Raw genomic sequence first — 21,546 nt, 5'->3', positions numbered from 1 at the left:
ACGCAGAATAAGTGCTTAAGCCGCGTGACCTTTGTGGAAGCGCGGCTTTTTTATCCTTATCTTCCGTTTTTATCCGGACCGGAGAAAATTCATGAGTTTTCGTACCCTCAACGATGCCGCCCAAACTGCAGAGCTAAAATCAAAACGCGTGCTCGTGCGCGTTGATCTCAATGTGCCGATGCAGGATGGCAAGGTTTCTGACACCACCCGCCTCGACCGCATTGTGCCAACCATCACGCTGCTGCGCGAACAGGGTGCCAAAGTTATTTTGCTCGCCCATTTCGGCCGCCCCAAAGGCGAAGTAAAAGCCGAATTCTCGCTGGAACAGATCGTGCCTGCTTTGGCGCATGCAGTTAAGCATCATGTGTCTTTTGCCGCCGATTGCATTGGTGATGCCGCAGCAAATGCTGTGAACGCCATGCAGGATGGCGATATTCTGCTGCTGGAAAATACCCGTTTCCATAAAGGCGAAGAAAAGAACGATCCGGATTTCGTGAAGGCACTGGCTGCAAATGGCGATATTTATGTCAATGATGCCTTTTCCGCAGCGCATCGCGCCCATGCATCCACTGAAGGTCTGGCGCATATTTTGCCAGCCTATGCCGGCCTGACCATGGCAGCCGAGCTGACGGCGCTGGAAAAGGGCCTTGGCCAGCCAGCCCGCCCTGTCATTGCCATTGTTGGCGGTGCCAAAGTTTCCACCAAGATTGATCTGTTGTCCAACCTCGTTGAAAAGGTTGATGCATTGGTGATCGGCGGCGGCATGGCCAATACATTTCTCGCAGCCCAAGGCCACAATGTCGGCAAATCGCTTTGCGAGCATGATTTGGCCGATACCGCGCGTGCGATTATGGCGAAGGCCGAGAATGCAAAATGCGCGATCATCCTGCCGGTTGATGCGGTTGTGGCATGGCACTTTGCCGCCAATACCCCGCATCAGAATTACGGCGTTGATGCCATCCCTGAAGACGGTATGATGCTCGATGTGGGCCCGCAATCGGTTGAACGGATTAATGCGGCAATTTCAGATGCAGCAACACTGGTATGGAATGGCCCGCTCGGTGCCTTTGAACTGCATCCGTTTGATGCGGCAACTGTATCTGCTGCCAAGCATGCAGCAGAGCGCACCAAGCAGGGTAAGTTGACCTCGGTTGCCGGTGGCGGTGATACTGTGGCAGCCCTTAACCATGCACATGTGGCTGATGATTTCAGCTATGTATCCACCGCCGGCGGTGCCTTCCTTGAATGGATGGAAGGCAAACCACTTCCGGGTGTGGATGTTTTGAAAAATCAATAAAGTTAAAAAGCCCGCGGATTAATCATCAGCGGGCTTTTTCAATGATCAACTCAACAATCGTATTCAAAGATCAAATTAAGAGATCAAATCTATCTTGTTATTTTTTAGCTGTCAGCTCCAGCAGCCGCCCCGGAATATCATCTTCAATCACATAGACCGCACCGGCATCATTCACCGCCACATCACGAATCCGATTACCCATATCATAGCGTTCCGCCTCATCAGCCGTACCATCAGCATTAAAAGCAATGCGGATCAGCGCCATTGAGGCAAGACCGCCAATCAGAGCAGAGCCGTTCCAGTCTTTAAACTGCTCACCCTGATAAAAAGCCAGTCCGGCAGGCGCAATCACCGGTGTCCAATAGATCACCGGCGGCTCGAATTCAGGTCGCGTATCATGCCGCGCAATCGGCTCACCGCTATATTGGTCACCGTTAGAAACCACGGGCCAGCCGTAATTCAAACCTTGCCTGATCAGGTTCAGCTCATCCCCGCCCTTAGGGCCCATTTCATGCAACCACAATTTGCCATCCGGCGCAAAAGCCAGCCCGTAAGGGTTGCGATGACCGGTTGTCCATGTCAGCGCCCGTGCATTATCGGCATCCTGACCTTCCATAGCGGCTTGTGGATTATCCTGCGGCACTGAACCATCGCGGTTAAAGCGCAGTACTTTGCCCAAAGCCAGCTCTGGTTGCTGTGCAGTTTCAGGACGCATCCGGTCGCCCGAAGTCAGAAACATATATTGGCTGTCGGGTGAAAAAGCGATGATGCCACCTGGCTGCCCCCATTTACTTTTCGGCAATTGTCGCCACAGCACTTTTTGCTCGTCAAGAGTGACTTTACCATTTCCCTCAACCAGCTTGGCACGCGCCAGCACCAGAGAGCTCAGAATATCCGTACCGCTGCGCTCAGGCTCGGCATAGGTAAAATACACCAGATGATCACTCAAAAAATCCGGTGAAACTGCAATATCCAGCAAGCCATTCTGCCCTTCAAAGGCGACCGCCGGCACATTGCTGATCTCTGTTTTAACACCCGCCTGATCAACCACAAAAATATGACCGGCTTTTTCTGTCACCAGCAGGCGCTGATCCGGCAACACCGCGATTGCCCAAGGTGTGTTAAACGCCGTCACTTCACGGATATTAAACGGATTTTCTGCAACCGCTTCACGTAAACCGGCATTGATGCTTTGTGCGAAAACAGCTGAAGTACTCATAGCAGACACAACCATCAGCGTTGCAGCCAGAACCTGAAAACCCGTCATTTTCCGATTTATTGTTTTCATCATGGCATGTTTGAGCATAATACACCTCTTATGAAACAATCCTGATACGTTAATTTTAACCAGTTTTAAGAAAACTTGTCCAAACTAAATCGTTTAAAATAAATTCAATCGGTTCAAGTGTTTGGTACGGTATTTGTCTTATCGGGGCACATCTGCTATCCGCAAGCTACCCGATTTTAACACCCTTCTTACAGGAGTTTTTTATGAGCGAACGTCTCGAAGATATTGCAATTGCCATGGTAGCTAACGGCAAAGGCATTCTTGCCGCCGATGAAAGCTCAGGCACCATTAAGAAGCGTTTCGACAGCATCAACGTAACATCAACAGAAGATGTACGTCGTGATTACCGCGAAATGTTGTTCCGCGCTGATGATGCGATGAAAAACTACATTTCCGGTGTCATCCTTTATGATGAAACCCTGCGCCAGAATGCCCGTGACGGCACCACATTGGTTGATCTGATCAAATCCAATGGCTCAATCGCCGGTATTAAAGTGGATGCCGGTGCCAAGCCTTTGGCTGGCTTTGCTGATGAAACCATCACCGAAGGTCTTGATGGCCTGCGTGAGCGCCTGAACGAATATCACAATCTCGGTGCACGTTTTGCCAAATGGCGCGGTGTTGTTGCGATTTCCGATGTTTTGCCAACATGGGGCGCGCTGCGCCAGAACGCACAGGCGCTTGCCCGTTATGCAGCCCTTTGTCAGGAAGCCGGCATTGTGCCAATCGTTGAGCCGGAAATCCTGATGGATGGCGTACCGGGCGATCACTCCATTGAGCGTTGCTATGAAGTCACCGATTGGGTTCTGAAAACTGTTTTCAATGAACTCTATGATGCAAATGTGAAGCTCGAAGGTATTATCCTCAAGCCAAACATGGTTATCGACGGCAAAAACGCCCGCAAAGCTTCTGTTGAGCAGGTTGCTGAACTCACAGTTCGCGCACTTAAGTCCAATGTGCCGGCCGCAGTGCCAGGCATTGCATTCCTCTCCGGCGGCCAGTCGGATGTTGAAGCAACTGCGCATCTCTCGGCAATGAATGCAGGCTATGACATGCCTTGGAACCTGACCTACTCCTACGGCCGCGCATTGCAGGCTGCAGCATTGAAGGCATGGGGCGGCAAGGAAGAAAATGTTCCTGCAGCACAGGCAGCCTTTACCCATCGCGCACGCATGAACTCGCTTGCTGCCAAGGGTGAATGGACTGAAGCACAAGAAAAAAGCGCTTAATTAAAACGCGCGCTATCCTGCTTATTAAAAATTTAAAAAGCCCGGCTGTTAATGCAGCCGGGCTTTTTTGCATCTAGAGCAGTTTCAGGAAAAGTGGGAACCGGTTTTTCGTCTGAAACTGCGTTTAAATAAGCAGATAGACCAGTTTCAGGAAAAGTGAAATGCGAAAAAGCTAAACTCTAGAGCGAGCGCTGTGATCCGAACTGAACGTTACACGCTCTAAAAACCATAGCGTGCCTGTAGCAAGACCGTGGCCATCATCATACCAATCGCGGCAACGGCAATCTTCCAAAAATCACCACGGCGCTTCAGCCCCCAAATGCCCAATGGTTTAATCAGGTGCAAGGCCATCAGCATCAGCAATAAAACCGGCAAAATTTTCGTCATAAATAGTCCTCTGAGCCAGCTGCATCATCTGTATGGAATGCACCATCATCCCCCTCTTTAGTCGGATGGACGCCATTGCGACAGTGTGAATTAATAGTATCTGAGGAGAACCGGCGTTGACAGCAGTCATGATACAATAAAACCGGATAAAATCCGACCCATGCTGCCTGCACAGCCCGGACTGTATGCACAGGATGAGACGCGAACAATCGCTTGTTGGCGTATGGGAGATCGAAATGAATTCGGCTTATTCCGATATTTATCAGTCATGGAAAAATGACCCGCAAGATTTCTGGAGCAAAGCTTCCGCTCTGATAGACTGGTATAAACCGGCGACAAAAATCTTTGTTCCCGACCAAGGCCCCTATGGACGATGGTTTACAGGTGCCCAATGCAATACCTGTTATAATATGCTGGATCGTCATGTTGAGGCGGGGCGCGGCAATACCACTGCCATTATTTATGATAGTCCGGTCAGCGGACAGCAAACTCGTTTTACTTATCAGCAAACCCTTGAACAGGTGATGCGGCTCAGTGCCGTGATGCAGGATTTCGGCATTCAAAAAGGCGATCGGGTGCTGATTTATATGCCAATGGTGCCACAAGCGCTGTTTGCGATGATGGCTTGTGCCCGCCTTGGTGCTATTCATTCTGTCGTATTTGGCGGATTTTCAGCTGATGAACTGGCGGCGCGGATTGACGATGCAACCCCTGCCCTGATTATTGCCAGCTCGTGCGGGCTCGAAGCCAATAAGATCATCCCATATAAGCCATTGCTCGATAAAGCCATTGCAACAGCCAAACATCAGGTACCACTTTGCCTGATCCACCAGCGTAAACAATGTAAAGCAACGCTGACAGCACATCGTGATTATGATTACGCAGATTTATGTGAAAAAACCTCTGGCCGCATCATTGCCTGCACGCCGGTTGCCGCCACCGATCCGCTTTATATTCTCTACACCTCCGGCACCACCGGCAAACCCAAAGGCGTGGTGCGCGATAATGGCGGCTATATGGTTGCACTTGCATGGTCGATGGGCGCGCTTTACGATATTCACGCCGGCGATATTTTCTGGACAGCATCAGATATCGGCTGGGTGGTCGGTCACTCCTATATTGTCTACGCACCGCTTTTAATCGGCGCGACCACAGTGTTGTTTGAAGGCAAACCTGTAGGCACCCCCGATGCCGGTACATTCTGGCGGGTGATTGAAAACCATAAGGTTAAAGTCTTATTCACCGCGCCGACCGCATTGCGTGCGATCAAGCGTGAAGACCCAGACGGTAAACTGCTGCATCATTATGATCTATCAAGCCTAGAAGCACTATATCTGGCCGGAGAGCGCGCTGATCCCAATACGCTGGAATGGGCAGAGCAAATGCTGGAGCGCCCGGTGATTGACCATTGGTGGCAAACAGAAACCGGCTGGCCTATTGCCGGCAATCCGCGCGGGTTGGGGTTGCTACCGGTCAAGCATGGCTCCACTTGCGTGCCGATGCCCGGCTTTGATGTGCAGGTTCTGGATGATGACGGCCACCTCTCACCAACCGGCAAGCTTGGTAATGTCGTGATAAAATTGCCAATGCCACCCGGTTGCCTGCCAACCTTATGGCAAACAGATCAGCGCTTTCATGAGGCTTATCTTGATGAATTCAAAGGCTATTATAAATCTGCGGATGCCGGTTATATGGATGAGGACGGCTATATTTTCATCATGAGTCGCACAGATGATATTATCAATGTTGCAGGCCACAGGCTCTCCACCGGATCCATGGAAGAGGTAATTGCCGGTCATAGTCAGGTTGCTGAATGCGCGGTGATCGGCATTGCCGACAAACTTAAAGGGCAAATACCCTGCGGATTTATTGTATTAAAAACCGGCGTGACGCAGGCCTTAAGCGAAATAGAGGCTGAATGTGTTGAACGGGTGCGTGACCAGATCGGCCCTGTGGCCGCATTGCGCACGGTTTTAATCGTTTCCAAACTGCCAAAAACCCGCTCCGGCAAAATTCTGCGCTCGACCATGCAAAAAATAGCAGATCACGAGACGTGGAAAATGCCCGCCACAATTGAAGATCCGCAAACATTGGATGAGATTCGCCTATGCCTCAACCAGCGCGGTATCGGCACATGTTCGCAGAGCAAACAGCCCGCAGCATAAAGAGAATCAAAAAACCCGCCGGAGCAAAACACTCGGCGGGTTCTTAAAAACGCATACAAGGATGACGAAATTATTCGTCGTCGTCTTCTTCCGGCGCGCTCTTCATGGAAGACAGCTTGGCGAAGACCTTGTCTGCATCCAGCTCTTCCGGCTCTTCATTATGAATATCCAGATTTTCAGTTGCAGATGCCGGCAGCAATGTATCACCGGTTTCAACAACAGCCGGACGATTGCGCGCTGCGCGATCAACTTCAATATCCAGATCAATCTGCGAGCACAGACCCAGCGTTACCGGATCCATTGGCTGCAAATTGGCCGAGTTCCAATGCGAACGGTCACGAATCTGCTCGATTGTTGATTTTGTTGTGCCAACCAGACGCGAAATCTGCGCATCTTTCAGCTCCGGATGATTACGCACCATCCACAAAATAGCATTCGGACGATCCTGACGCTTGGAAAGCGGAGTATATCGCGCGCCTTTACGCTTAGGCTCCGGAACATGCACTTTCGGTTCCGAGAGCTTCAGACGGTGATTGATGTCTTTTTCTGCTCTGGCGATTTCATCACGTGAAAGCTGGCCGGTAATGAGCGGATCAAGACCCTTGATGCCCTGTGCGGCTTCACCATCAGCAATCGCTTTAATTTCAAGCGGGTGCATTTTGCAAAAAGTCGCGATCTGGTCAAAAGACAGAGCGGTATTATCGACAAGCCATACGGCTGTTGCCTTAGGCATAAGAAGCTGAGTGGCCATAAGATATAATCCTCTCGTACGCCCGCTCCGGTAGCGCGGGACGTGGGGTAAACCACAATTTCCGGTAATTCGTTCCCTCTATAACCAAATTTTGCGCGATGAGCAAGAAAACCCTGCACAGGAATTACAGCTCATTCAGTCAAATTTAGGCCACATCCAGCACGATCTTACCAATATGATGGCCTTCTTCCATGCGCTCATGCGCACGCCATGCATCTTTCAGCGGATAAATCATATCCATCACCGGGGCAATTTTGCGGCTGGCGAGCAGCGGCCAGACCTTTGATTCCAGCTCCGCTGCAATCTGCGCTTTGAATTCAATATCGCGGGCGCGCAAGGTCGAGCCGGTATGGGTAAGCCGTTTGAGCATCAGCTTGGCAAAATTCGCCTTAGCCTTGGCGCCGCCAAGAAACGCAATTTGCACAATGCGCCCGTCCACCGCTGCCGCATCATAATTGCGATCCACATAATCACCGCCAACCATATCAAGAATCACATCAGCCCCCTTATTGGCGGTTGCGGCTTTAACCTGCTCGACAAAATCCTGCTCGCGATAATTAATGGCAATATCCGCACCGATCTTCAGACAGGCCGCGCATTTATCAGCCGAGCCTGCGGTAATAATAACTTTGGCGCCAAAGGCTTTGCCCAATTGTATAGCAATCGTGCCGATCCCCGAACTGCCGCCATGGATTAGCAAGGTCTCGCCAGCCTGCAACTGCCCGCGCTGAAACACATTGTGCCATACGGTAAACAGTGTTTCCGGCAGTGCCGCGGCTTCCACATAACCATAGCCAGACGGCAAAGGCAGTGCAGCCCCTTCATAAACCACTGCATATTCCGCATAGCCGCCACCGGCGAGCAAGGCAGTAACCGCATCGCCAATTTTATAGCGCTGCACATCCTCACCAATTGCCACCACATCTCCTGCAACCTCAAGCCCGGGCAAATCCGATGCACCCGCAGGCGCAGGATAATGTCCTTGGCGCTGCAAAACATCCGGCCGGTTTACGCCAGCTGCTTTAACGCGGATAAGAATCTCTCCCTTGGCCGGATGCGGCACAGACCGCTTGACGGGCTTCAGCACCGAAGGCGCACCAGCCTGCTCAATTGCAATCGCCATCATCTGGGAGGCCAATTCCGTGGTCATATCCGTTCCTTCATAGTTACAACCCAAACGAAAGCACCTGCCCGCAAATGTAACGCAGAGGCTCTGGGTGAGATAATCTGACTGTCGATCTAGAGCATTTCACTATCAAGTTGAATCAACTTGATAGGTTTGACAATGCGAAAAAGCTAAAATCTAGAGCGAGCGCTGCGATCCAAACTGAACGTTTCCCGCTCTAGCCATATTATGCTTTAAAAATGCAATGTTAAAAATCTATATCGCTAATAATGCAAGTTTATGAGATGCTCAAAACTTATGTGATTAACTGCCCGCTCATTTGAGCATTTTACCGGCAGAAATCACGAATATTGCGAACCATATTGAAAGCTGCCGTCATCAGGCCCCAGCAGGAAGTGAGGAAAACGCCATGTTCTTTAACAATAGTGAGGAGGAAAAGCCGGAGCTTTTCCATCACATCGGTGAAGATGTCACCCTGCTTTCTGCCGCGGAAATCGACAATCGCATTCAAGTGCTCAAGGCTGAAATCCGCAGACTGGAAACCGATCGCAGTCACAGAAACCTCTCAAGAGAGGCTGCTGAAGCCCTGTTTCGCTTATAACACTGCCCATACCACAATCTTGGATGCTTTGAATCCGCAGCTGTAGTCTTGAACAGGTATCATGTCTGCACAACTGTATTCTTGTGCAGACATGGTATTGGGCCAGAAATAGCCTTGAGCAGGTATCATGTCTGCACGGCTGCAATTGAATTTTTGTCTTGCGGTTTCAGGCGAACAGGTCTCAACATTGAAAATCCAAAAGCCTGCCTGAAAGTATAAAAAGGATTCTGCGTGTTTCGTTCCTATGTCCAGATTTTCGCACTGCTCTGCGGTACTGCATTTTTGCTGATTGGCACCGGTCTGCATGGAATTCTGCTCCCGCTGCGCGGCAATGCGGAAGGATTTTCAATCACTTCGCTGGGTATGATCGGCACCACCTGGGCCGGCGGCTTCGTGGCCGGTTGTATTTTTGCCCCGCGCTTGGTGCGGCGTGCCGGCCATGTGCGGGCTTTCGGCTTTTTTGCCTCAACGGCAGCCATTGTTGTATTGCTGACCGGCCTGATGGTCGATGCCACAATCTGGATTGGCCTGCGCGCCATAACCGGCTTTGCTATGGCAGGTATATTCATGGTCATTGAAAGCTGGCTCAATGAAAAAGCGACCAATGAAACACGCGGCAGTATTTTCGCTATCTATATGATGGTCAATTACAGTGCAGTAGTAACCGGCCAGATGCTGGTGACCACCGGTGACATCAAAGGCAATTCACTATTTATGATTGCCGCAATTTTCTTTTGTCTGGCACTGCTGCCAACGGCAGCTTCCAAAGCCTCATCGCCGCGTCCGCTGACAGAAGTGCAGCTTGATCTGAAAAAACTGTACAGCAATTCGCCTGTCGCCTTTGTCAGTGTTATTCTTGTCGGCATCGCCAATGGTGCATGGGGCACGCTCGGCGCGGTCTTCGGCTCGCTCAGCGGCATTCACACCACCACAATCGCTCTGATGGTCAGCTGCACCATTGCAGGCGGCGCGCTGATGCAAATACCGGTCGGTCGGTTTTCCGACCGCATTGACCGGCGCTATGTCATGGCCAGTGTTGCCGGTTCTGCGGCTTTTATCGGTTTTATGATTTTTGCCGTCGCACCGAGCAGTGGCACGCTGATCCTGATTATGACCGCGCTTTACGGGTCCCTCGCTTATGCGATTTATCCGGTAGCCGTTGCCCATGCCAATGACCACGCTACGGCTGAAACTTTCGTCAAGGTGTCGGGCGGATTGCTGCTGCTGTATGGTTTTGGCACAATGCTCGGCCCCCTGATTGCAGCGGAAGCTATGAGCTATATCCGGCCATCAGCACTGTTTCTGATCACGGCATTGGCACATATGAGCATTGCCGGTTATGCAATTTTGCGCTCGCGTCAGCGTGCATCACCGCTGCCATCTGAAAAAGAACAGTTCCAGAGCATGACAACAGAGCGGTATTCCACACAGGAAAGCATTATGCTTGATCCGCGTTCAGAGGCAGCGCAGGAAGAAATGCCTGCACCGGAAGCGGACAACGCTGCAAAAGCTTAAAAAGAATTTTAACGGTAAATCTATTCAGGTGCGGGCCTATCATCAGGCCGGCACCTCTTCATTCAGAGCCTGCCAATCCGGCGGTTCTGCATGCTGTAACACTTTACAAGAGTGAAACGCATCTGACTGGGCATAGATTATTCTAAAGCAGTTTCAGAAAAAAGTAGAAACCGGTTTTCCGGCCTCACAAAGCCAGAAACGTCCTAGACGATTACACTTATCAAGTTGATTGAACTTGATAAGCTTAACAATGCGCAAACTTTAAAATTCAAAGCAAGCGCTACGATCCATCCTGAACGTTTCCGTTCTAGTGTCGGGTCACTTGCGTTTTAAGTTTTTCAATCTGTTCCTTGAGATGAAGCTTTTTGCGTTTAAGATCGGCGATCGTCAGCGTATCGGTAGCTGGCATAGCGGAAACATCGGAAATTTCTTTTTCCAAAGCATCGTGCTTTTTTTCCAACGAGGCAAGATGGGATTCAAGTGCCATTATTGCTTCTCCATTGTGCTTTAACACCATTTTTATTTTGTCATATCATATCTCTTCAGAGTTAGAGCCATCAGAGACATCTCTAACTTTGTTCCGGACTGTGACAAAACAATGACACTCTTGCATGAGATTACACTAATGTCGAATTCATATTTGGCGCATTTCAACTTTGTCAATTTTATGTTACGGCAGGGCAGAAAAACAGGCAATTTATACTAAACTGCAGCAGCGCATAGAAATCCCGGCTCCGCTTTCCGGCTTGTTTATGCGCAGCATGATCTGTGCTATAAATTACCAGTGAAGACAGACCGGATGGAACACATTATGGCCGATCAGGAACAAGCTGAAATTCGCCTCTCCCTTGCACAGCTCAAGCAGGACCACACGGATTTTGACCTTGCGATTAATGCTATGATGCAAACCGGCTGTAACCAGCTGAGCATTCAACGCATGAAAAAGAAAAAGCTGTCGATTAAAGACCAGCTGCAGAAACTTGAAGACCGTATCATTCCGGACATCATCGCCTGAATTTTTGTTTTATAAATACAACTCAAAGAGCACCGCTGCTACAGCCGCCAGTTATAACCGGTCTGTCGCCAGTATCGCTTTTTTAAAATCGACCGCAGCTGACAGGACACCTCATGGCAGATAGCACCTCAACCGCCCAAAAAGTCGCAATCATTATGGGCAGCCAGTCGGATTGGCCAACCATGCGCAAAGCAGCGGAAGCACTGGATGCACTTGGCATTCCTTATGATGCCCGTATTATCTCTGCGCATCGTACGCCGGACCGCATGGTGGCTTTTGCCAAAACTGCGCGTAACGAAGGCTTTCATGTGATCATTGCCGGTGCAGGTGGTGCAGCACATTTACCGGGCATGGTCGCAGCTATAACCCCGCTGCCGGTCTTTGGTGTGCCGGTGCAGTCTAAAGCTTTGTCAGGCCAGGATTCACTGCTCTCGATCGTACAGATGCCGGCGGGTATTCCTGTCGGCACATTGGCCATTGGCAATGCAGGCGCGGTGAATGCCGCCCTGCTCGCTGCAGCCGTTCTGGCACTGCATGACCAGCCACTGGCTGTACGCCTTGATGCATACCGCCAGAGTCAGACTGATGCGGTAGCTGCAGCACCAAGTGATGAGGTGTAACCATGCTGAAAGCCGGTTCAACTATCGGAATTATCGGCGGTGGCCAGCTTGGCCGCATGCTGGCCTGTGCCGCGGCACGCCTCAGCTATAAAACAATCATTCTTGAACCTGAGGCCGATTGTCCGGCAGCGCAAGCTACGGGTCGCCAGATCATGGCAGCCTATGATGATCGTGCAGCTTTGCAGGAGCTGGCTCAAGCCTGCGATGTCATCACCTACGAGTTTGAAAATGTGCCGGTCGAGGCTGCACAATTTCTCGCCACGCAGACGATTGTTTCACCCCCGCCAATGGCATTGGAAATCTCGCAAGACCGTTTTAGTGAAAAGAAGTTTCTCAATGACAGCGGCATTGCAACGGCACCTTGGCGTGCGGTTGATGATGTGGAAGACCTGGTTGCGGCACTCGGTGCATTGGGCGGACGGGGAATATTGAAAACCCGCCGTTTTGGCTATGATGGCAAAGGACAGGTGCGCCTGACCAGCCTTGATAATCAGGCGGCTGTTGAAGCAATCGCCGCGATTAAAAACGCGCCTGCAATTCTTGAAGGCTTTGTCGACTTTACCCGTGAAGTTTCTGTCATTGCTGCCCGCGATAAAGCAGGCAATGTCCGCCTTTATGACATTGCCGAAAATGTCCATAAAAATGGCATTCTCGATACTTCAACAGTTCCGGCGGCAATCAGCTCGCAAACCACAGCGGCCTGCCTAGAGGCCACAGAAAAACTGCTGCATGCCCTCGATTATGTTGGCGTATTGGGCTTTGAATTTTTCGTATTAGCCGATGGTTCTGTGGTTGCTAATGAATTTGCACCCCGTGTGCATAATTCCGGCCACTGGACAGAGGCAGCCTGCGCCATCTCGCAATTTGAACAGCATATCCGTGCGATTGCCGGCATGCCGCTTGGTGATCCCAAGCGCCACAGCGACTGCATAATGCAGAACCTGATCGGTGATGATGTGCTGCAAGTCCCTGCGATTCTGACAGAATCGGATGCGGTGCTGCATCTCTATGGTAAGGCAGAGGCACGTGCGGCACGCAAGATGGGGCATGTCACGCGCATAAAAAGCGGAAAATAACAGGGTTTTGCGGGTTCTTTTGTGATCAGCAGTTGACAGTCCGCCTATTACTCGGTTATTTCGCCACAACCATTCAAGCGTGCTCTTTGGCTCGCCCGAAAGCATGTTTCCAAAAGTGGAGACCGGTTTTGGGAACAAGGCATGTATAGAAACAAAGAGCTGGAACAAGCGCAGCGTTTCTAATGAAATGAGACACGTTCCAGGAAATATGCCCGCAAGGGCAAAACACATTGGTGAGTAACATGAAGATCAAGAATTCGCTGAAAGCGCTTAAAGGCCGTCATCGTGACTGCCAGCTGGTTCGTCGTAAGGGCCGCGTATACATCATCAACAAGACCGCCCCGCGCTTTAAAGCTCGTCAGGGCTAATCTGAGCAGCAATTTTTATTGCTACTCAGATGGTTATGTTGAAAATAATTTAAACAGCGTCGGTATTAATTTACCGGCGCTGTTTTTATGTCTTTAAACGGCCGGTTTCTGCATTATGATAGTCAGATGATGAAAAGCCGCCGCGCCTATATTATTTCCCTTTCCGGAGCACTTTTGCTCTGCAGCATGCATGCCTATGCGCAAGTGCAGCCAATGCCACCTGCCATCACAATACCGCAGACCAACAAACCGGCAGAGCAACCAGCGCCCCAGACCGGCACCGTTCCGGCAGCAAAGCCCAAGCCACAAAATCCAACGGTTGAAACCTCCGGCCCGCTATCGGAGATGCGCGCCAAACAGCAGGAAGAACTCTTCACCTCTTTGCGCAAAGCATCATCACCGGAAAAATCCCATGCCATTGCCAGCCGCTTGCGCCAGAGTTTTGTACGCACCGGCAGCGACAGCCTTGATCTGATGTTGCGCTGGGCAGAAACTGCGCTCAATCAATCGCGCGAGGCAGAAGCACAGGATTTCATCGATGAGGTGATTGCACAGCGCCCCGATCTTGCAAGCGTGTGGCTGCTGAGGGGAAGACTGCATCTGCGGCAAAACAAGCTGAGTGCCGCACTCAGCGATATTAAACAGGCGATGATACTCGAGCCGCGCAACTTCGACGTGTTGATCAATTACGCCACGCTGCTGCGTGAAACCGGTAACAGCAAAGCGGCTCTGCGGCTTTATCAGCAGGCATTGAGTATTTATCCGATGATGAAAGAAGCACAGGATGAAATGCTGCGTATCACTGAGGAAACCAGCGATATCGCTCTTTAAACCAGCATATCCGGATCAATGAGGCATAAAACGGGCCGTCTACCTGTCAATAAAAAGCCCGCTCAAGAGCGGGCTTTTTATTGGTTGCAGGATGATTAAATTCCTGTCAGGCCATCCATGCCGATATAGGCTATGCGCAGCATATTGGTGTTGCCCGGCGTTCTGAGCGGCACACCAACCGTGATGATCACACGATCACCAGGCTTGGCGAAATCTTCGCGATGGGCAATGTTGCAAGCGCGGTTGACCACATCATCAAGGTCTTGCGCATCTTCTGTAACAACGCAATGCAAGCCCCAGACAAGCGACAGGCGCCTTGCAGTATCAAGTACTGGCGACAGCGCAATGATCGGTGTCAGCGGGCGCTCACGCGACGCTCTGAGCCCTGTGGTGCCTGATGCGGTATAGCAAATAATCGCTGAGAGATTAAGCGTAGTGGCAATCTGGCGCGCTGCCAGCGATACCGCATCCGCACCGGTTGCTTCCGGTTCCGAGCGCTGATTATTAACAATCGACGGATAATTCGGATCGCGTTCAACTTTTTCGGCAATACGTGCCATTGTTGAAACCGCTTCAACCGGATAATCACCGGCAGCCGATTCCGCAGACAACATTACCGCATCCGCACCATCAAATACCGCAGTTGCCACATCTGACACTTCAGCGCGCGTTGGCACCGGTGCAGTGATCATGGATTCCAGCATCTGCGTTGCCACAACCACCGGTTTACCGGCGCGGCGGCAGGCACGCACGATCTGCTTTTGAATGCCCGGCACACTTTCCAGCGGCATTTCAACACCAAGATCACCACGGGCAACCATCAGGGCATCTGACATTTCGATGATTTCATCAAGACGTTCAACCGCCTGCGGCTTTTCGATTTTAGACATCAGCGCCACGCGGCCACGGGCAATCTTGCGCACTTCGGCAATATCTTCTGGGCGCTGGATAAATGACAGTGCCAGCCAGTCAATTTCTTCCAGCAGCAGCGCATCAAGATCACGGCGGTCTTTTTCAGTCAAAGCACCAACCGGCAAAGTCGTATCCGGCAGGCTCACACCTTTACGGTCTGAAATATGCGTTCCTGAAACCACGGTGCAGCGAATGGATTTACCGTCAGCTGCTTCCGCAACCAGTGCCAAACGGCCATCGTCAATCAACAACCGGTCACCCGGCTTAACGGCGATCAGAATTTCCGGATGCGGGAGGTAAACGCGGGTTTCATCACCCAGAGCGTCATTATCATCCAGTGTAAATGTCTGCCCCTGTACCAGGTCAACTTTACTGTCTTTGAATTTGCCAACACGCAGTTTCGGCCCCTGCAAATCCGCCAGAATACCGATCGGGCGACCCACTTTGCGTTCAACATTACGGATGCGGCGTACCAGTTCGCGCATCAGATCATGGTCGGCATGGCTCATATTGATGCGGAAAACATCAGCACCGGCTTCAAACAATTTCTCAATAACCGCTTCATCCGAAGATGCAGGGCCGAGTGTTGCGAGGATCTTTACCTTGCGGGCACGTCTCATTGGTGATTGGTTCCTGTCACTGTAGCATTACCGGACGGTGCATCATCTGTAAGCTGCACCATCCAGCTGGATTGTTCGCCCGTATCATATTCCTGAAAACCGGAGCGCTGATAACCGCGGGCAAAACAGTCATTCACGCCATTAATTTTAAACTCGTTTTCGGCCACACACATGTTGACCTTGCCATCCCAGCGACCGCCGCCTTCTGAATCCTCAGCGTAAACATAATAATAACGCGAGGTCAGCGGCCCTTCGATCAGGGTTTTGCAGCTAGATCCGTTAATGTGCCACCAGCCCTCCGTTATCCAGCCGCTTTTGGCGCGATAGCCAATAGCAACGCCGACCAGATTTTGCGTTGAATTACAAACACGGAAATCAGCCCGCGCTTCCGGTGCAGACATTGCCACAGAGAGAAATGTAACCGAAGCAAGTGCCAAGAAATATGACAAGGTAGAATGAAGACGCATCCGTCAGAACCTTTCAGCACATGGTACTGCTGTGCAGGGCAGCCATAACAGCGCAAAAGCAGCAAAGTGTAACGGTTTCACCATTATCACCGAACCGCGCCATGCACGCATTACAAACACAAACACCAACGCAGTGCTGTAAACAATCGGGTCGCGACACCATTACTGTTCAGCGTGAACAACATGATATCGCCAATACCGCATAATTCACGCATGTTGCCGTCATACTCAAGAGCCTGTCATTAGTTTTCCGCTGTAAATCATCACTAATTGCAAAATACGCTGCCAAGATCAGCGCAGCCATCAGCAAAAAATGACAAGTCGGATAAGCCGAAGACATTTAAAACCGTAAACCATCAGAAATAACAGCAATCAAATCGATTTAATTGCATATATGTCTATATAGCCAATTCATATTGGTCTTTCCAGTCCCCAAAGCCGTTTCCGTCAAACTGAAGCGGATGTTACGTCCGAAGCGACATCATTTAAAAACACAGCAAATTCAAGGAATGCAGCAAGATTAGGGCGCACATATCAGCTTTCGGATAAATAGTTCGCAATCGCGATCATCCTTCTTGTATCATCCCTGCTTCTTGTATCATAAACGCATATTGTGCTTAACCGGAGCCAAGATGACCGACTTTTCCCCTTATGAAACAATCTCTGGCGATTATAGTCAGGGATTATTATTGATTGCCGACCATGCCAGCCGCGCTATACCGCAGAATTATGGTCGTCTGGGCTTGGAGGCACAGGTCTTTGAACGCCATATCGCTTATGATATCGGCGTGGAGATGCTGACCCGAAATTTGGCGCAGCAGCTGAATGCCCCCGCCGTTCTTGGCGGCTTCTCACGCTTGCTGATTGATCCAAATCGTGGCGAAGATGATCCGACACTCATAATGCAGCTTTCCGATGGTGCGGTTATTCCCGGCAATTACCCGCTGACAGATCAAGAGCGTGAAAGCCGGCTCAATCAATTTTACCGCCCCTATCACACTGCAGTTGATAAAGCCTGCAACAGCTTTGTGGCATCAGGTATTCCGGCGCCTTTTGTGGTTTCAATCCATTCTTATACACCGGTCTGGAAAGCCACCCCTCGTCCTTGGCAGATTGCCCTGCTCTGGGACAGCGATGACCGTGCTATTACACCACTGCTCTCAATGCTGCGTGAAGATGGCACTTTGTGTGTCGGCGATAATGAGCCCTATGATGGCGCATTGCGCAATGACACATTGTTCCGGCATTGCACGGCGAAAGGCTATGCGAATGTGTTGATTGAAGTGCGTCAGGATCTGATTACCACCGCACAGGGTGCGCAGGCATGGGCAGATCGCCTTGCACCGATGCTGCAAACAATCAACACAATGACCGGCATCCACGATATCCGCCATTATGGTTCGCGCACCGGAACGGTTGCTGCGCTCTGACACAACAGGAGAAAAACATGACACAGATCACCGATGAACAGCGCCTTGCCTATGAAGCGGCAGCATTTCGTCATCTTGTTGAGCATTTGCGCAACCGCAGTGATGTGCAAAATATTGATATGATGAATCTGGCCGGTTTTTGCCGCAACTGCCTCTCCAAATGGTATCAGGAAGCAGCCAATGCAGACGACACGCCCCTGACCAAAGATCAGGCGCGCGCTGAAATTTATGGCATGCCTTATGAGGAATGGCGCGAAAAACACCAGACACCGGCAGATCAGGATCAGCTCAAGGTATTTTCTGCTCAAAAAAATCAGCATTGATTAGTATTTTTAACCAGTATCTTACCGGTTGGACGCTAGTGTCAGCCTTGAGATTCTTGGCAATCGTGTCTTGACCATGCCGTGCATGTGAGGCAACCAAGACCACCTGTTTAAGACCGGCGACTCGCATGGTCTTGTCTAAATTCGGAGAATGATAGTGAGCGACGATATTACCAGCGATAGCGCCCAGACCATTGCAGTTGGACAGTTACGTGCATTTATTGAGCGTATTGAACGTCTGGAAGAAGAAAAGAAAACTATTTCCGACGATATTAAAGAAGTCTTTGCTGAGCTGAAAGGTACAGGCTTTGATTCAAAGGCAGTACGCACCATCATTCGCCTGCGCAAAAAAGAAGCGCATGAGCGTCAGGAAGAAGAAGCGATGATCCAGCTTTATATGGATGCGCTCGGCATGAGCTGATCTCATTGAGATGATTATGTAAAAGGGGAGCTTTCAGCTCCCTTTTTTATTATAGTTTTTCCTTCCCTTGCTGTTGTTTTTGTTCATAATCCGCGTTGAATTTATGCGCATACCCACCGGAGGAAAATGGAATGCAATTAAAACAACTCGGCCGCTCGGAACTGCGGGTTTCACCTTTATGCTTTGGTGGCAACGTGTTTGGCTGGACAGCTGATGAACAAACCTCATTTGCCTTGCTGGATCGTCTTTATGAGGCAGAGCTGACATTTATTGACACTGCCAATGTGTATTCACGCTGGGCACCGGGCCATCAGGGCGGTGAATCTGAAACCGTCATCGGTAACTGGCTCAAAAAACGCGGCAGCAGCCTGCGTGAAAAACTGACAATTGCCACCAAGGTCGGCGCCGATATGGGCGAAGGCTTTACAATGGCACCAGCGCATATCCGCGCCAGCATTGATGCTTCGCTCAAGCGCCTGAATACCGATTATGTCGATCTTTACCAATCGCATTATGATGACCCGAAAACCCCGTTTGAAGATGTGCTGGGTACATTTCAGGATCTGATCAAAGCGGGTAAAATTCGCGCTATCGGTGCGTCAAATATCTCCGGCGAGCGTTTGAAACTGGCGCTTGAAACCTCTGAAAAGCACGGCCTGCCGCGCTATGATTCTTTGCAGCCGCTGTATAATCTTTATGATCGCGATGCTTATGAAACCACGCTGGAGCCGGTTGTGAGCGCCAATCAGGTTGGTGTTATTCCTTATTATGCACTGGCGGCAGGTTTTCTTACCGGTAAATATCGCAACAAGGATGATCTTGGCAAAAGCACGCGTGGTGACAGGGTAGGCACCAGTTACCTCAATGAGCGTGGTTTGAAAATTCTGGACGCGATGGATAAAGTCGCCCTGCGCTATGGCGTTAATCTGGCGCAGATAGCTGTGGCATGGGTCATGGCACAACCATCAATTACCGCACCGATTGCCAGCGCCTCCAAAGTTGAGCAGCTTGAAGAATTGATTAAAGCAACCGCTTTGGTGCTCGATCAGGATGCGCTTGATGCTTTGAACAAGGCCAGCGCTTAAACAAAAAAGCCTGCCTACAATGTTGCAGGCAGGCTTTCAAACTATGATTTGTAGAATATGCACCGGCGCTCAATCAGCCCTCGATTTCCTCACGCAGCATTTCCAGCTCGAGCCATTCTTCTTCGCAGGCCTCCACTTCGCTGCGTTTCTTTTCCAGCTCAGCCGCAGTCTTGGCAAATAAATCAGGATTCTTGGTATACAAAGCCGGGTCAGCCATTTTCACATCTAGAGCCGCAATTTCCTGAGCCAGCTTTTCCATACGCACCGGCAGATTTTCCAAGGCAAATTTTTGCTTGAATGAAAGTTTGCGTTTTTCTTCGCGCTTTGGCGCAGCGGCAACGGTTTCCGATGCTTCAGCGCGCCCGCTTGTGGTTTTCAGCTGGCGGCGCTCCAACGCTGCCTCTTTGCGCTGTGCCATCATATCCGCATAGCCACCGGCATATTGCAGCCAGCGGCCGTCTCCTTCCGGTGCAATCACAGATGAAACGGTGCGATCAAGAAAATCACGATCATGGCTGACAAGAATAACAGTGCCGGGAAATCCGGCCACCAGCTCCTGCAGCAGATCGAGCGTTTCCATATCCAGATCATTGGTCGGCTCATCGAGGATCAGCAAATTTGCCGGTTTCGACAGCACTCGCGCCAGCATCAGCCTTGCGCGCTCACCACCCGATAATTCACGGATCGGGGTGCGTGCCTGCTCCGGCTGAAACAGAAAGTCTTTCATATAGGAAACCACATGGCGCTGCTCGCCATTGACCACCAGAGATTCTCCACGCCCGTCCGTCAGATAATGCGTCAGCGTTTCAAGCGGATTAAGTTCGCGCTTCTGATCAAGCTCTGCGAAATCAAGGTTCACACCCAGACGCACAGTACCGGAATCCGGCTCTAGCTTGCCGGTTAGCATAGCCAGCAATGTGGTTTTACCCGCACCATTCGGCCCCACCAGACCAATACGGTCGCCACGATGCACACGGATAGAAAAATCTTTAACCAGCACACGGTCGCCATAAGCCTTGCTGATTTTATCAGCTTCGATCACCAGCTTACCGGATTCTTTAATGTCGCTGGCTTGCAAAGTAGCAACGCCCTGCGCATGGCGATGGGTACGGAAATCATTACGCATTGTATGCAGCTCGCCAAGACGGCGCATATTGCGCTTGCGCCGTGCCGAAACCCCGTAGCGCAGCCAATGCTCTTCACGCACAATCTGGCGGCCAAGCTTCTGGTGATCGCGCTCTTCTTCTTCCAGAACCTTATCACGCCACTCTTCAAAATGCGCAAAGCCCTGCTCAATCCGGCGGGTGACACCACGGTCTAACCAGATTGTTGAGCGGCTGACATTTTCAAGAAAACGGCGGTCATGGGATATCAGTACAATCGCGGAACGGATTTGGCGTAGTTCCTGCTCTAGCCACTCAATGGTGGCCAGATCAAGATGGTTGGTCGGCTCGTCCAGCAGCAGCACATCCGGCTGCGGGGCAATGACCCGCGCCAAGGCCGCACGCCGTGCTTCACCGCCTGAGAGCTGCTCCGGTGTTTCATCACCGGTTAGGCCGAGATTTTCCAGCAGATAAGCCACACGATAAGGATCATCTGTCGGGCCTAATCCCGCATCCACATAATCGCGCACATTGGCAAAACCATCCATATCCGGTGCCTGCGCCAGATAGCGGATAGTCGCAGACGGATGACGGAAGACCTCGCCGCCTGTAGGCTCAACAAGCCCCGCAGCAATTTTCAAAAGCGTTGATTTACCCGAACCATTACGCCCGACCAGCGCAATCCGCTCGCCCTCGCTGATCGACAACCCCGCATCCTCAAGCAGTGGTGTACCGCCAAAAGTCAGGCTGATCTTATCGAGACGAAGCAGTGGAGGAGCCATGATAAATACGCTTTAAAATAAGAGAAGACGATTATGAGAGCTTTGTGCATTAGCCAACATCGCTTGATAACCAACGACGCGACAAACTACAGCCGGACGGTTTGAGAAACTTCCCAACCGCTTGTTACTGTATA

Annotated in this window: 22 protein-coding genes; 14 read left to right on the top strand and 8 right to left on the bottom strand. The window is 50.8% G+C overall.

Annotation, left to right across the window (positions count from 1 at the left end; all coding sequences use genetic code 11):
• Positions 1 to 91 precede the first annotated feature (91 nt).
• A complete protein-coding gene (locus MP213Fo_RS09860) occupies positions 92 to 1,297 on the top strand; it encodes a phosphoglycerate kinase (RefSeq protein WP_421088854.1) in 1,206 nt (401 codons plus the stop codon).
• A gap of 97 nt (positions 1,298 to 1,394) precedes the next feature.
• Here MP213Fo_RS09860 and MP213Fo_RS09855 read toward each other — a convergent pair whose 3' ends face one another.
• On the bottom strand, positions 1,395 to 2,564 hold the full coding sequence (locus MP213Fo_RS09855) for a PQQ-dependent sugar dehydrogenase (protein ID WP_421088853.1): 1,170 nt from the start codon (positions 2,562 to 2,564) through the stop codon (positions 1,395 to 1,397).
• A 224-nt stretch (positions 2,565 to 2,788) separates the two neighbouring features.
• On the opposite strand from MP213Fo_RS09855, the gene MP213Fo_RS09850 reads away from it, so the two are divergent.
• A complete protein-coding gene (locus MP213Fo_RS09850) occupies positions 2,789 to 3,814 on the top strand; it encodes a class I fructose-bisphosphate aldolase (protein ID WP_421088852.1) in 1,026 nt (341 codons plus the stop codon).
• A gap of 219 nt (positions 3,815 to 4,033) precedes the next feature.
• On the opposite strand, the gene MP213Fo_RS09845 is transcribed toward MP213Fo_RS09850, so the two are convergent.
• Positions 4,034 to 4,201: a hypothetical protein gene (locus MP213Fo_RS09845; protein ID WP_421088851.1), complete on the bottom strand. Its 168-nt coding sequence runs from the start codon at positions 4,199 to 4,201 to the stop codon at positions 4,034 to 4,036.
• A gap of 236 nt (positions 4,202 to 4,437) precedes the next feature.
• Between MP213Fo_RS09845 and MP213Fo_RS09840 the strand changes: the two genes are divergently transcribed.
• A complete protein-coding gene (locus MP213Fo_RS09840) occupies positions 4,438 to 6,366 on the top strand; it encodes a propionyl-CoA synthetase (RefSeq protein WP_421088850.1) in 1,929 nt (642 codons plus the stop codon).
• Positions 6,367 to 6,436: 70 nt separating this feature from the next.
• Here the strand turns inward: MP213Fo_RS09840 and MP213Fo_RS09835 are convergent, their stop codons facing one another.
• Positions 6,437 to 7,117, bottom strand: a complete 681-nt coding sequence (locus MP213Fo_RS09835) for a DUF1013 domain-containing protein (protein WP_421088849.1) — start codon at positions 7,115 to 7,117, stop codon at positions 6,437 to 6,439.
• Positions 7,118 to 7,262: 145 nt separating this feature from the next.
• Positions 7,263 to 8,267 (bottom strand): NAD(P)H-quinone oxidoreductase, encoded by a 1,005-nt coding sequence (locus MP213Fo_RS09830; protein ID WP_421088848.1) that lies wholly within the window; start codon positions 8,265 to 8,267, stop codon positions 7,263 to 7,265.
• 295 nt (positions 8,268 to 8,562) lie between these two features.
• Between MP213Fo_RS09830 and MP213Fo_RS09825 the strand changes: the two genes are divergently transcribed.
• Together MP213Fo_RS09825 and MP213Fo_RS09820 are read left to right on the top strand one after the other, a co-directional pair.
• Positions 8,563 to 8,844: a DUF1192 domain-containing protein gene (locus MP213Fo_RS09825; protein ID WP_421088847.1), complete on the top strand. Its 282-nt coding sequence runs from the start codon at positions 8,563 to 8,565 to the stop codon at positions 8,842 to 8,844.
• A 231-nt stretch (positions 8,845 to 9,075) separates the two neighbouring features.
• Positions 9,076 to 10,359: an MFS transporter gene (locus MP213Fo_RS09820; protein WP_421088846.1), complete on the top strand. Its 1,284-nt coding sequence runs from the start codon at positions 9,076 to 9,078 to the stop codon at positions 10,357 to 10,359.
• Between the two features lie 307 nt (positions 10,360 to 10,666).
• Here the strand turns inward: MP213Fo_RS09820 and MP213Fo_RS09815 are convergent, their stop codons facing one another.
• Complete coding sequence (locus MP213Fo_RS09815) at positions 10,667 to 10,849, bottom strand: YdcH family protein (protein ID WP_421091095.1); 183 nt, start codon at positions 10,847 to 10,849, stop codon at positions 10,667 to 10,669.
• A gap of 321 nt (positions 10,850 to 11,170) precedes the next feature.
• Between MP213Fo_RS09815 and MP213Fo_RS09810 the strand changes: the two genes are divergently transcribed.
• The 5 genes from MP213Fo_RS09810 to MP213Fo_RS09790 all read left to right on the top strand — a co-directional run bounded on the left by MP213Fo_RS09810 (position 11,171) and on the right by MP213Fo_RS09790 (position 14,269).
• A complete protein-coding gene (locus MP213Fo_RS09810) occupies positions 11,171 to 11,374 on the top strand; it encodes a YdcH family protein (RefSeq protein WP_421088845.1) in 204 nt (67 codons plus the stop codon).
• Positions 11,375 to 11,487: 113 nt separating this feature from the next.
• Positions 11,488 to 11,994 (top strand): 5-(carboxyamino)imidazole ribonucleotide mutase, encoded by a 507-nt coding sequence (gene purE / locus MP213Fo_RS09805; protein ID WP_421088844.1) that lies wholly within the window; start codon positions 11,488 to 11,490, stop codon positions 11,992 to 11,994.
• Between the two features lie 2 nt (positions 11,995 to 11,996).
• Entirely contained in the window at positions 11,997 to 13,070 is a 1,074-nt protein-coding gene (locus tag MP213Fo_RS09800; RefSeq protein ID WP_421088843.1) for a 5-(carboxyamino)imidazole ribonucleotide synthase, read from the top strand.
• 242 nt (positions 13,071 to 13,312) lie between these two features.
• On the top strand, positions 13,313 to 13,438 hold the full coding sequence (gene ykgO, locus MP213Fo_RS09795; protein WP_075657282.1) for a type B 50S ribosomal protein L36: 126 nt from the start codon (positions 13,313 to 13,315) through the stop codon (positions 13,436 to 13,438).
• An 87-nt stretch (positions 13,439 to 13,525) separates the two neighbouring features.
• The gene (locus MP213Fo_RS09790) at positions 13,526 to 14,269 is read left to right on the top strand and encodes a tetratricopeptide repeat protein (protein ID WP_421088842.1); all 744 of its coding nucleotides are present in this window, start codon (positions 13,526 to 13,528) and stop codon (positions 14,267 to 14,269) included.
• Positions 14,270 to 14,364: 95 nt separating this feature from the next.
• Here MP213Fo_RS09790 and pyk read toward each other — a convergent pair whose 3' ends face one another.
• Together pyk and MP213Fo_RS09780 are read right to left on the bottom strand one after the other, a co-directional pair.
• A complete protein-coding gene (gene pyk, locus MP213Fo_RS09785; protein WP_421088841.1) occupies positions 14,365 to 15,801 on the bottom strand; it encodes a pyruvate kinase in 1,437 nt (478 codons plus the stop codon).
• The gene (locus MP213Fo_RS09780; RefSeq protein ID WP_421088840.1) at positions 15,798 to 16,268 is read right to left on the bottom strand and encodes a DUF1036 domain-containing protein; all 471 of its coding nucleotides are present in this window, start codon (positions 16,266 to 16,268) and stop codon (positions 15,798 to 15,800) included. Before MP213Fo_RS09780 ends, pyk begins: the two co-directional genes overlap by 4 nt.
• 632 nt (positions 16,269 to 16,900) lie before the next feature.
• On the opposite strand from MP213Fo_RS09780, the gene MP213Fo_RS09775 reads away from it, so the two are divergent.
• From MP213Fo_RS09775 to MP213Fo_RS09760, 4 genes are all read left to right on the top strand, one after another.
• Entirely contained in the window at positions 16,901 to 17,698 is a 798-nt protein-coding gene (locus MP213Fo_RS09775) for an N-formylglutamate amidohydrolase (RefSeq protein WP_421088839.1), read from the top strand.
• A gap of 17 nt (positions 17,699 to 17,715) precedes the next feature.
• Positions 17,716 to 18,021: a DUF1244 domain-containing protein gene (locus tag MP213Fo_RS09770; RefSeq protein ID WP_421088838.1), complete on the top strand. Its 306-nt coding sequence runs from the start codon at positions 17,716 to 17,718 to the stop codon at positions 18,019 to 18,021.
• Between the two features lie 157 nt (positions 18,022 to 18,178).
• Complete coding sequence (locus MP213Fo_RS09765) at positions 18,179 to 18,442, top strand: DUF2312 domain-containing protein (RefSeq protein WP_421088837.1); 264 nt, start codon at positions 18,179 to 18,181, stop codon at positions 18,440 to 18,442.
• A gap of 131 nt (positions 18,443 to 18,573) precedes the next feature.
• Positions 18,574 to 19,527 carry an aldo/keto reductase gene (locus MP213Fo_RS09760; RefSeq protein WP_421088836.1) on the top strand — a complete coding sequence of 318 codons (954 nt, stop codon included), beginning with the start codon at positions 18,574 to 18,576 and terminating at the stop codon, positions 19,525 to 19,527.
• A gap of 73 nt (positions 19,528 to 19,600) precedes the next feature.
• Here the strand turns inward: MP213Fo_RS09760 and MP213Fo_RS09755 are convergent, their stop codons facing one another.
• A complete protein-coding gene (locus tag MP213Fo_RS09755) occupies positions 19,601 to 21,412 on the bottom strand; it encodes an ABC-F family ATP-binding cassette domain-containing protein (protein WP_421088835.1) in 1,812 nt (603 codons plus the stop codon).
• Positions 21,413 to 21,546 lie beyond the last annotated feature (134 nt).

This window comes from Pseudochrobactrum mosebachae (genome assembly GCF_048914685.1).
Taxonomy (GTDB): Bacteria; Pseudomonadota; Alphaproteobacteria; order Rhizobiales; family Rhizobiaceae; genus Pseudochrobactrum.
This window is presented reverse-complemented; position numbering and strand designations above follow the sequence as displayed.

Coding starts and splice junctions, on each gene's coding strand:
- MP213Fo_RS09770 (WP_421088838.1), top strand. CDS start 17,716: ATGACACAGATCACCGATGAACAGCGCCTTGCCTATGAAGCGGCAGCA.
- ykgO (WP_075657282.1), top strand. CDS start 13,313: ATGAAGATCAAGAATTCGCTGAAAGCGCTTAAAGGCCGTCATCGTGAC.
- MP213Fo_RS09755 (WP_421088835.1), bottom strand. CDS start 21,412: ATGGCTCCTCCACTGCTTCGTCTCGATAAGATCAGCCTGACTTTTGGC.
- MP213Fo_RS09780 (WP_421088840.1), bottom strand. CDS start 16,268: ATGCGTCTTCATTCTACCTTGTCATATTTCTTGGCACTTGCTTCGGTT.
- MP213Fo_RS09830 (WP_421088848.1), bottom strand. CDS start 8,267: ATGACCACGGAATTGGCCTCCCAGATGATGGCGATTGCAATTGAGCAG.
- pyk (WP_421088841.1), bottom strand. CDS start 15,801: ATGAGACGTGCCCGCAAGGTAAAGATCCTCGCAACACTCGGCCCTGCA.
- MP213Fo_RS09860 (WP_421088854.1), top strand. CDS start 92: ATGAGTTTTCGTACCCTCAACGATGCCGCCCAAACTGCAGAGCTAAAA.
- MP213Fo_RS09760 (WP_421088836.1), top strand. CDS start 18,574: ATGCAATTAAAACAACTCGGCCGCTCGGAACTGCGGGTTTCACCTTTA.
- MP213Fo_RS09800 (WP_421088843.1), top strand. CDS start 11,997: ATGCTGAAAGCCGGTTCAACTATCGGAATTATCGGCGGTGGCCAGCTT.
- MP213Fo_RS09775 (WP_421088839.1), top strand. CDS start 16,901: ATGACCGACTTTTCCCCTTATGAAACAATCTCTGGCGATTATAGTCAG.
- MP213Fo_RS09790 (WP_421088842.1), top strand. CDS start 13,526: ATGTCTTTAAACGGCCGGTTTCTGCATTATGATAGTCAGATGATGAAA.
- MP213Fo_RS09855 (WP_421088853.1), bottom strand. CDS start 2,564: ATGACGGGTTTTCAGGTTCTGGCTGCAACGCTGATGGTTGTGTCTGCT.
- MP213Fo_RS09835 (WP_421088849.1), bottom strand. CDS start 7,117: ATGGCCACTCAGCTTCTTATGCCTAAGGCAACAGCCGTATGGCTTGTC.
- MP213Fo_RS09810 (WP_421088845.1), top strand. CDS start 11,171: ATGGCCGATCAGGAACAAGCTGAAATTCGCCTCTCCCTTGCACAGCTC.
- MP213Fo_RS09850 (WP_421088852.1), top strand. CDS start 2,789: ATGAGCGAACGTCTCGAAGATATTGCAATTGCCATGGTAGCTAACGGC.
- MP213Fo_RS09840 (WP_421088850.1), top strand. CDS start 4,438: ATGAATTCGGCTTATTCCGATATTTATCAGTCATGGAAAAATGACCCG.
- MP213Fo_RS09845 (WP_421088851.1), bottom strand. CDS start 4,201: ATGACGAAAATTTTGCCGGTTTTATTGCTGATGCTGATGGCCTTGCAC.
- purE (WP_421088844.1), top strand. CDS start 11,488: ATGGCAGATAGCACCTCAACCGCCCAAAAAGTCGCAATCATTATGGGC.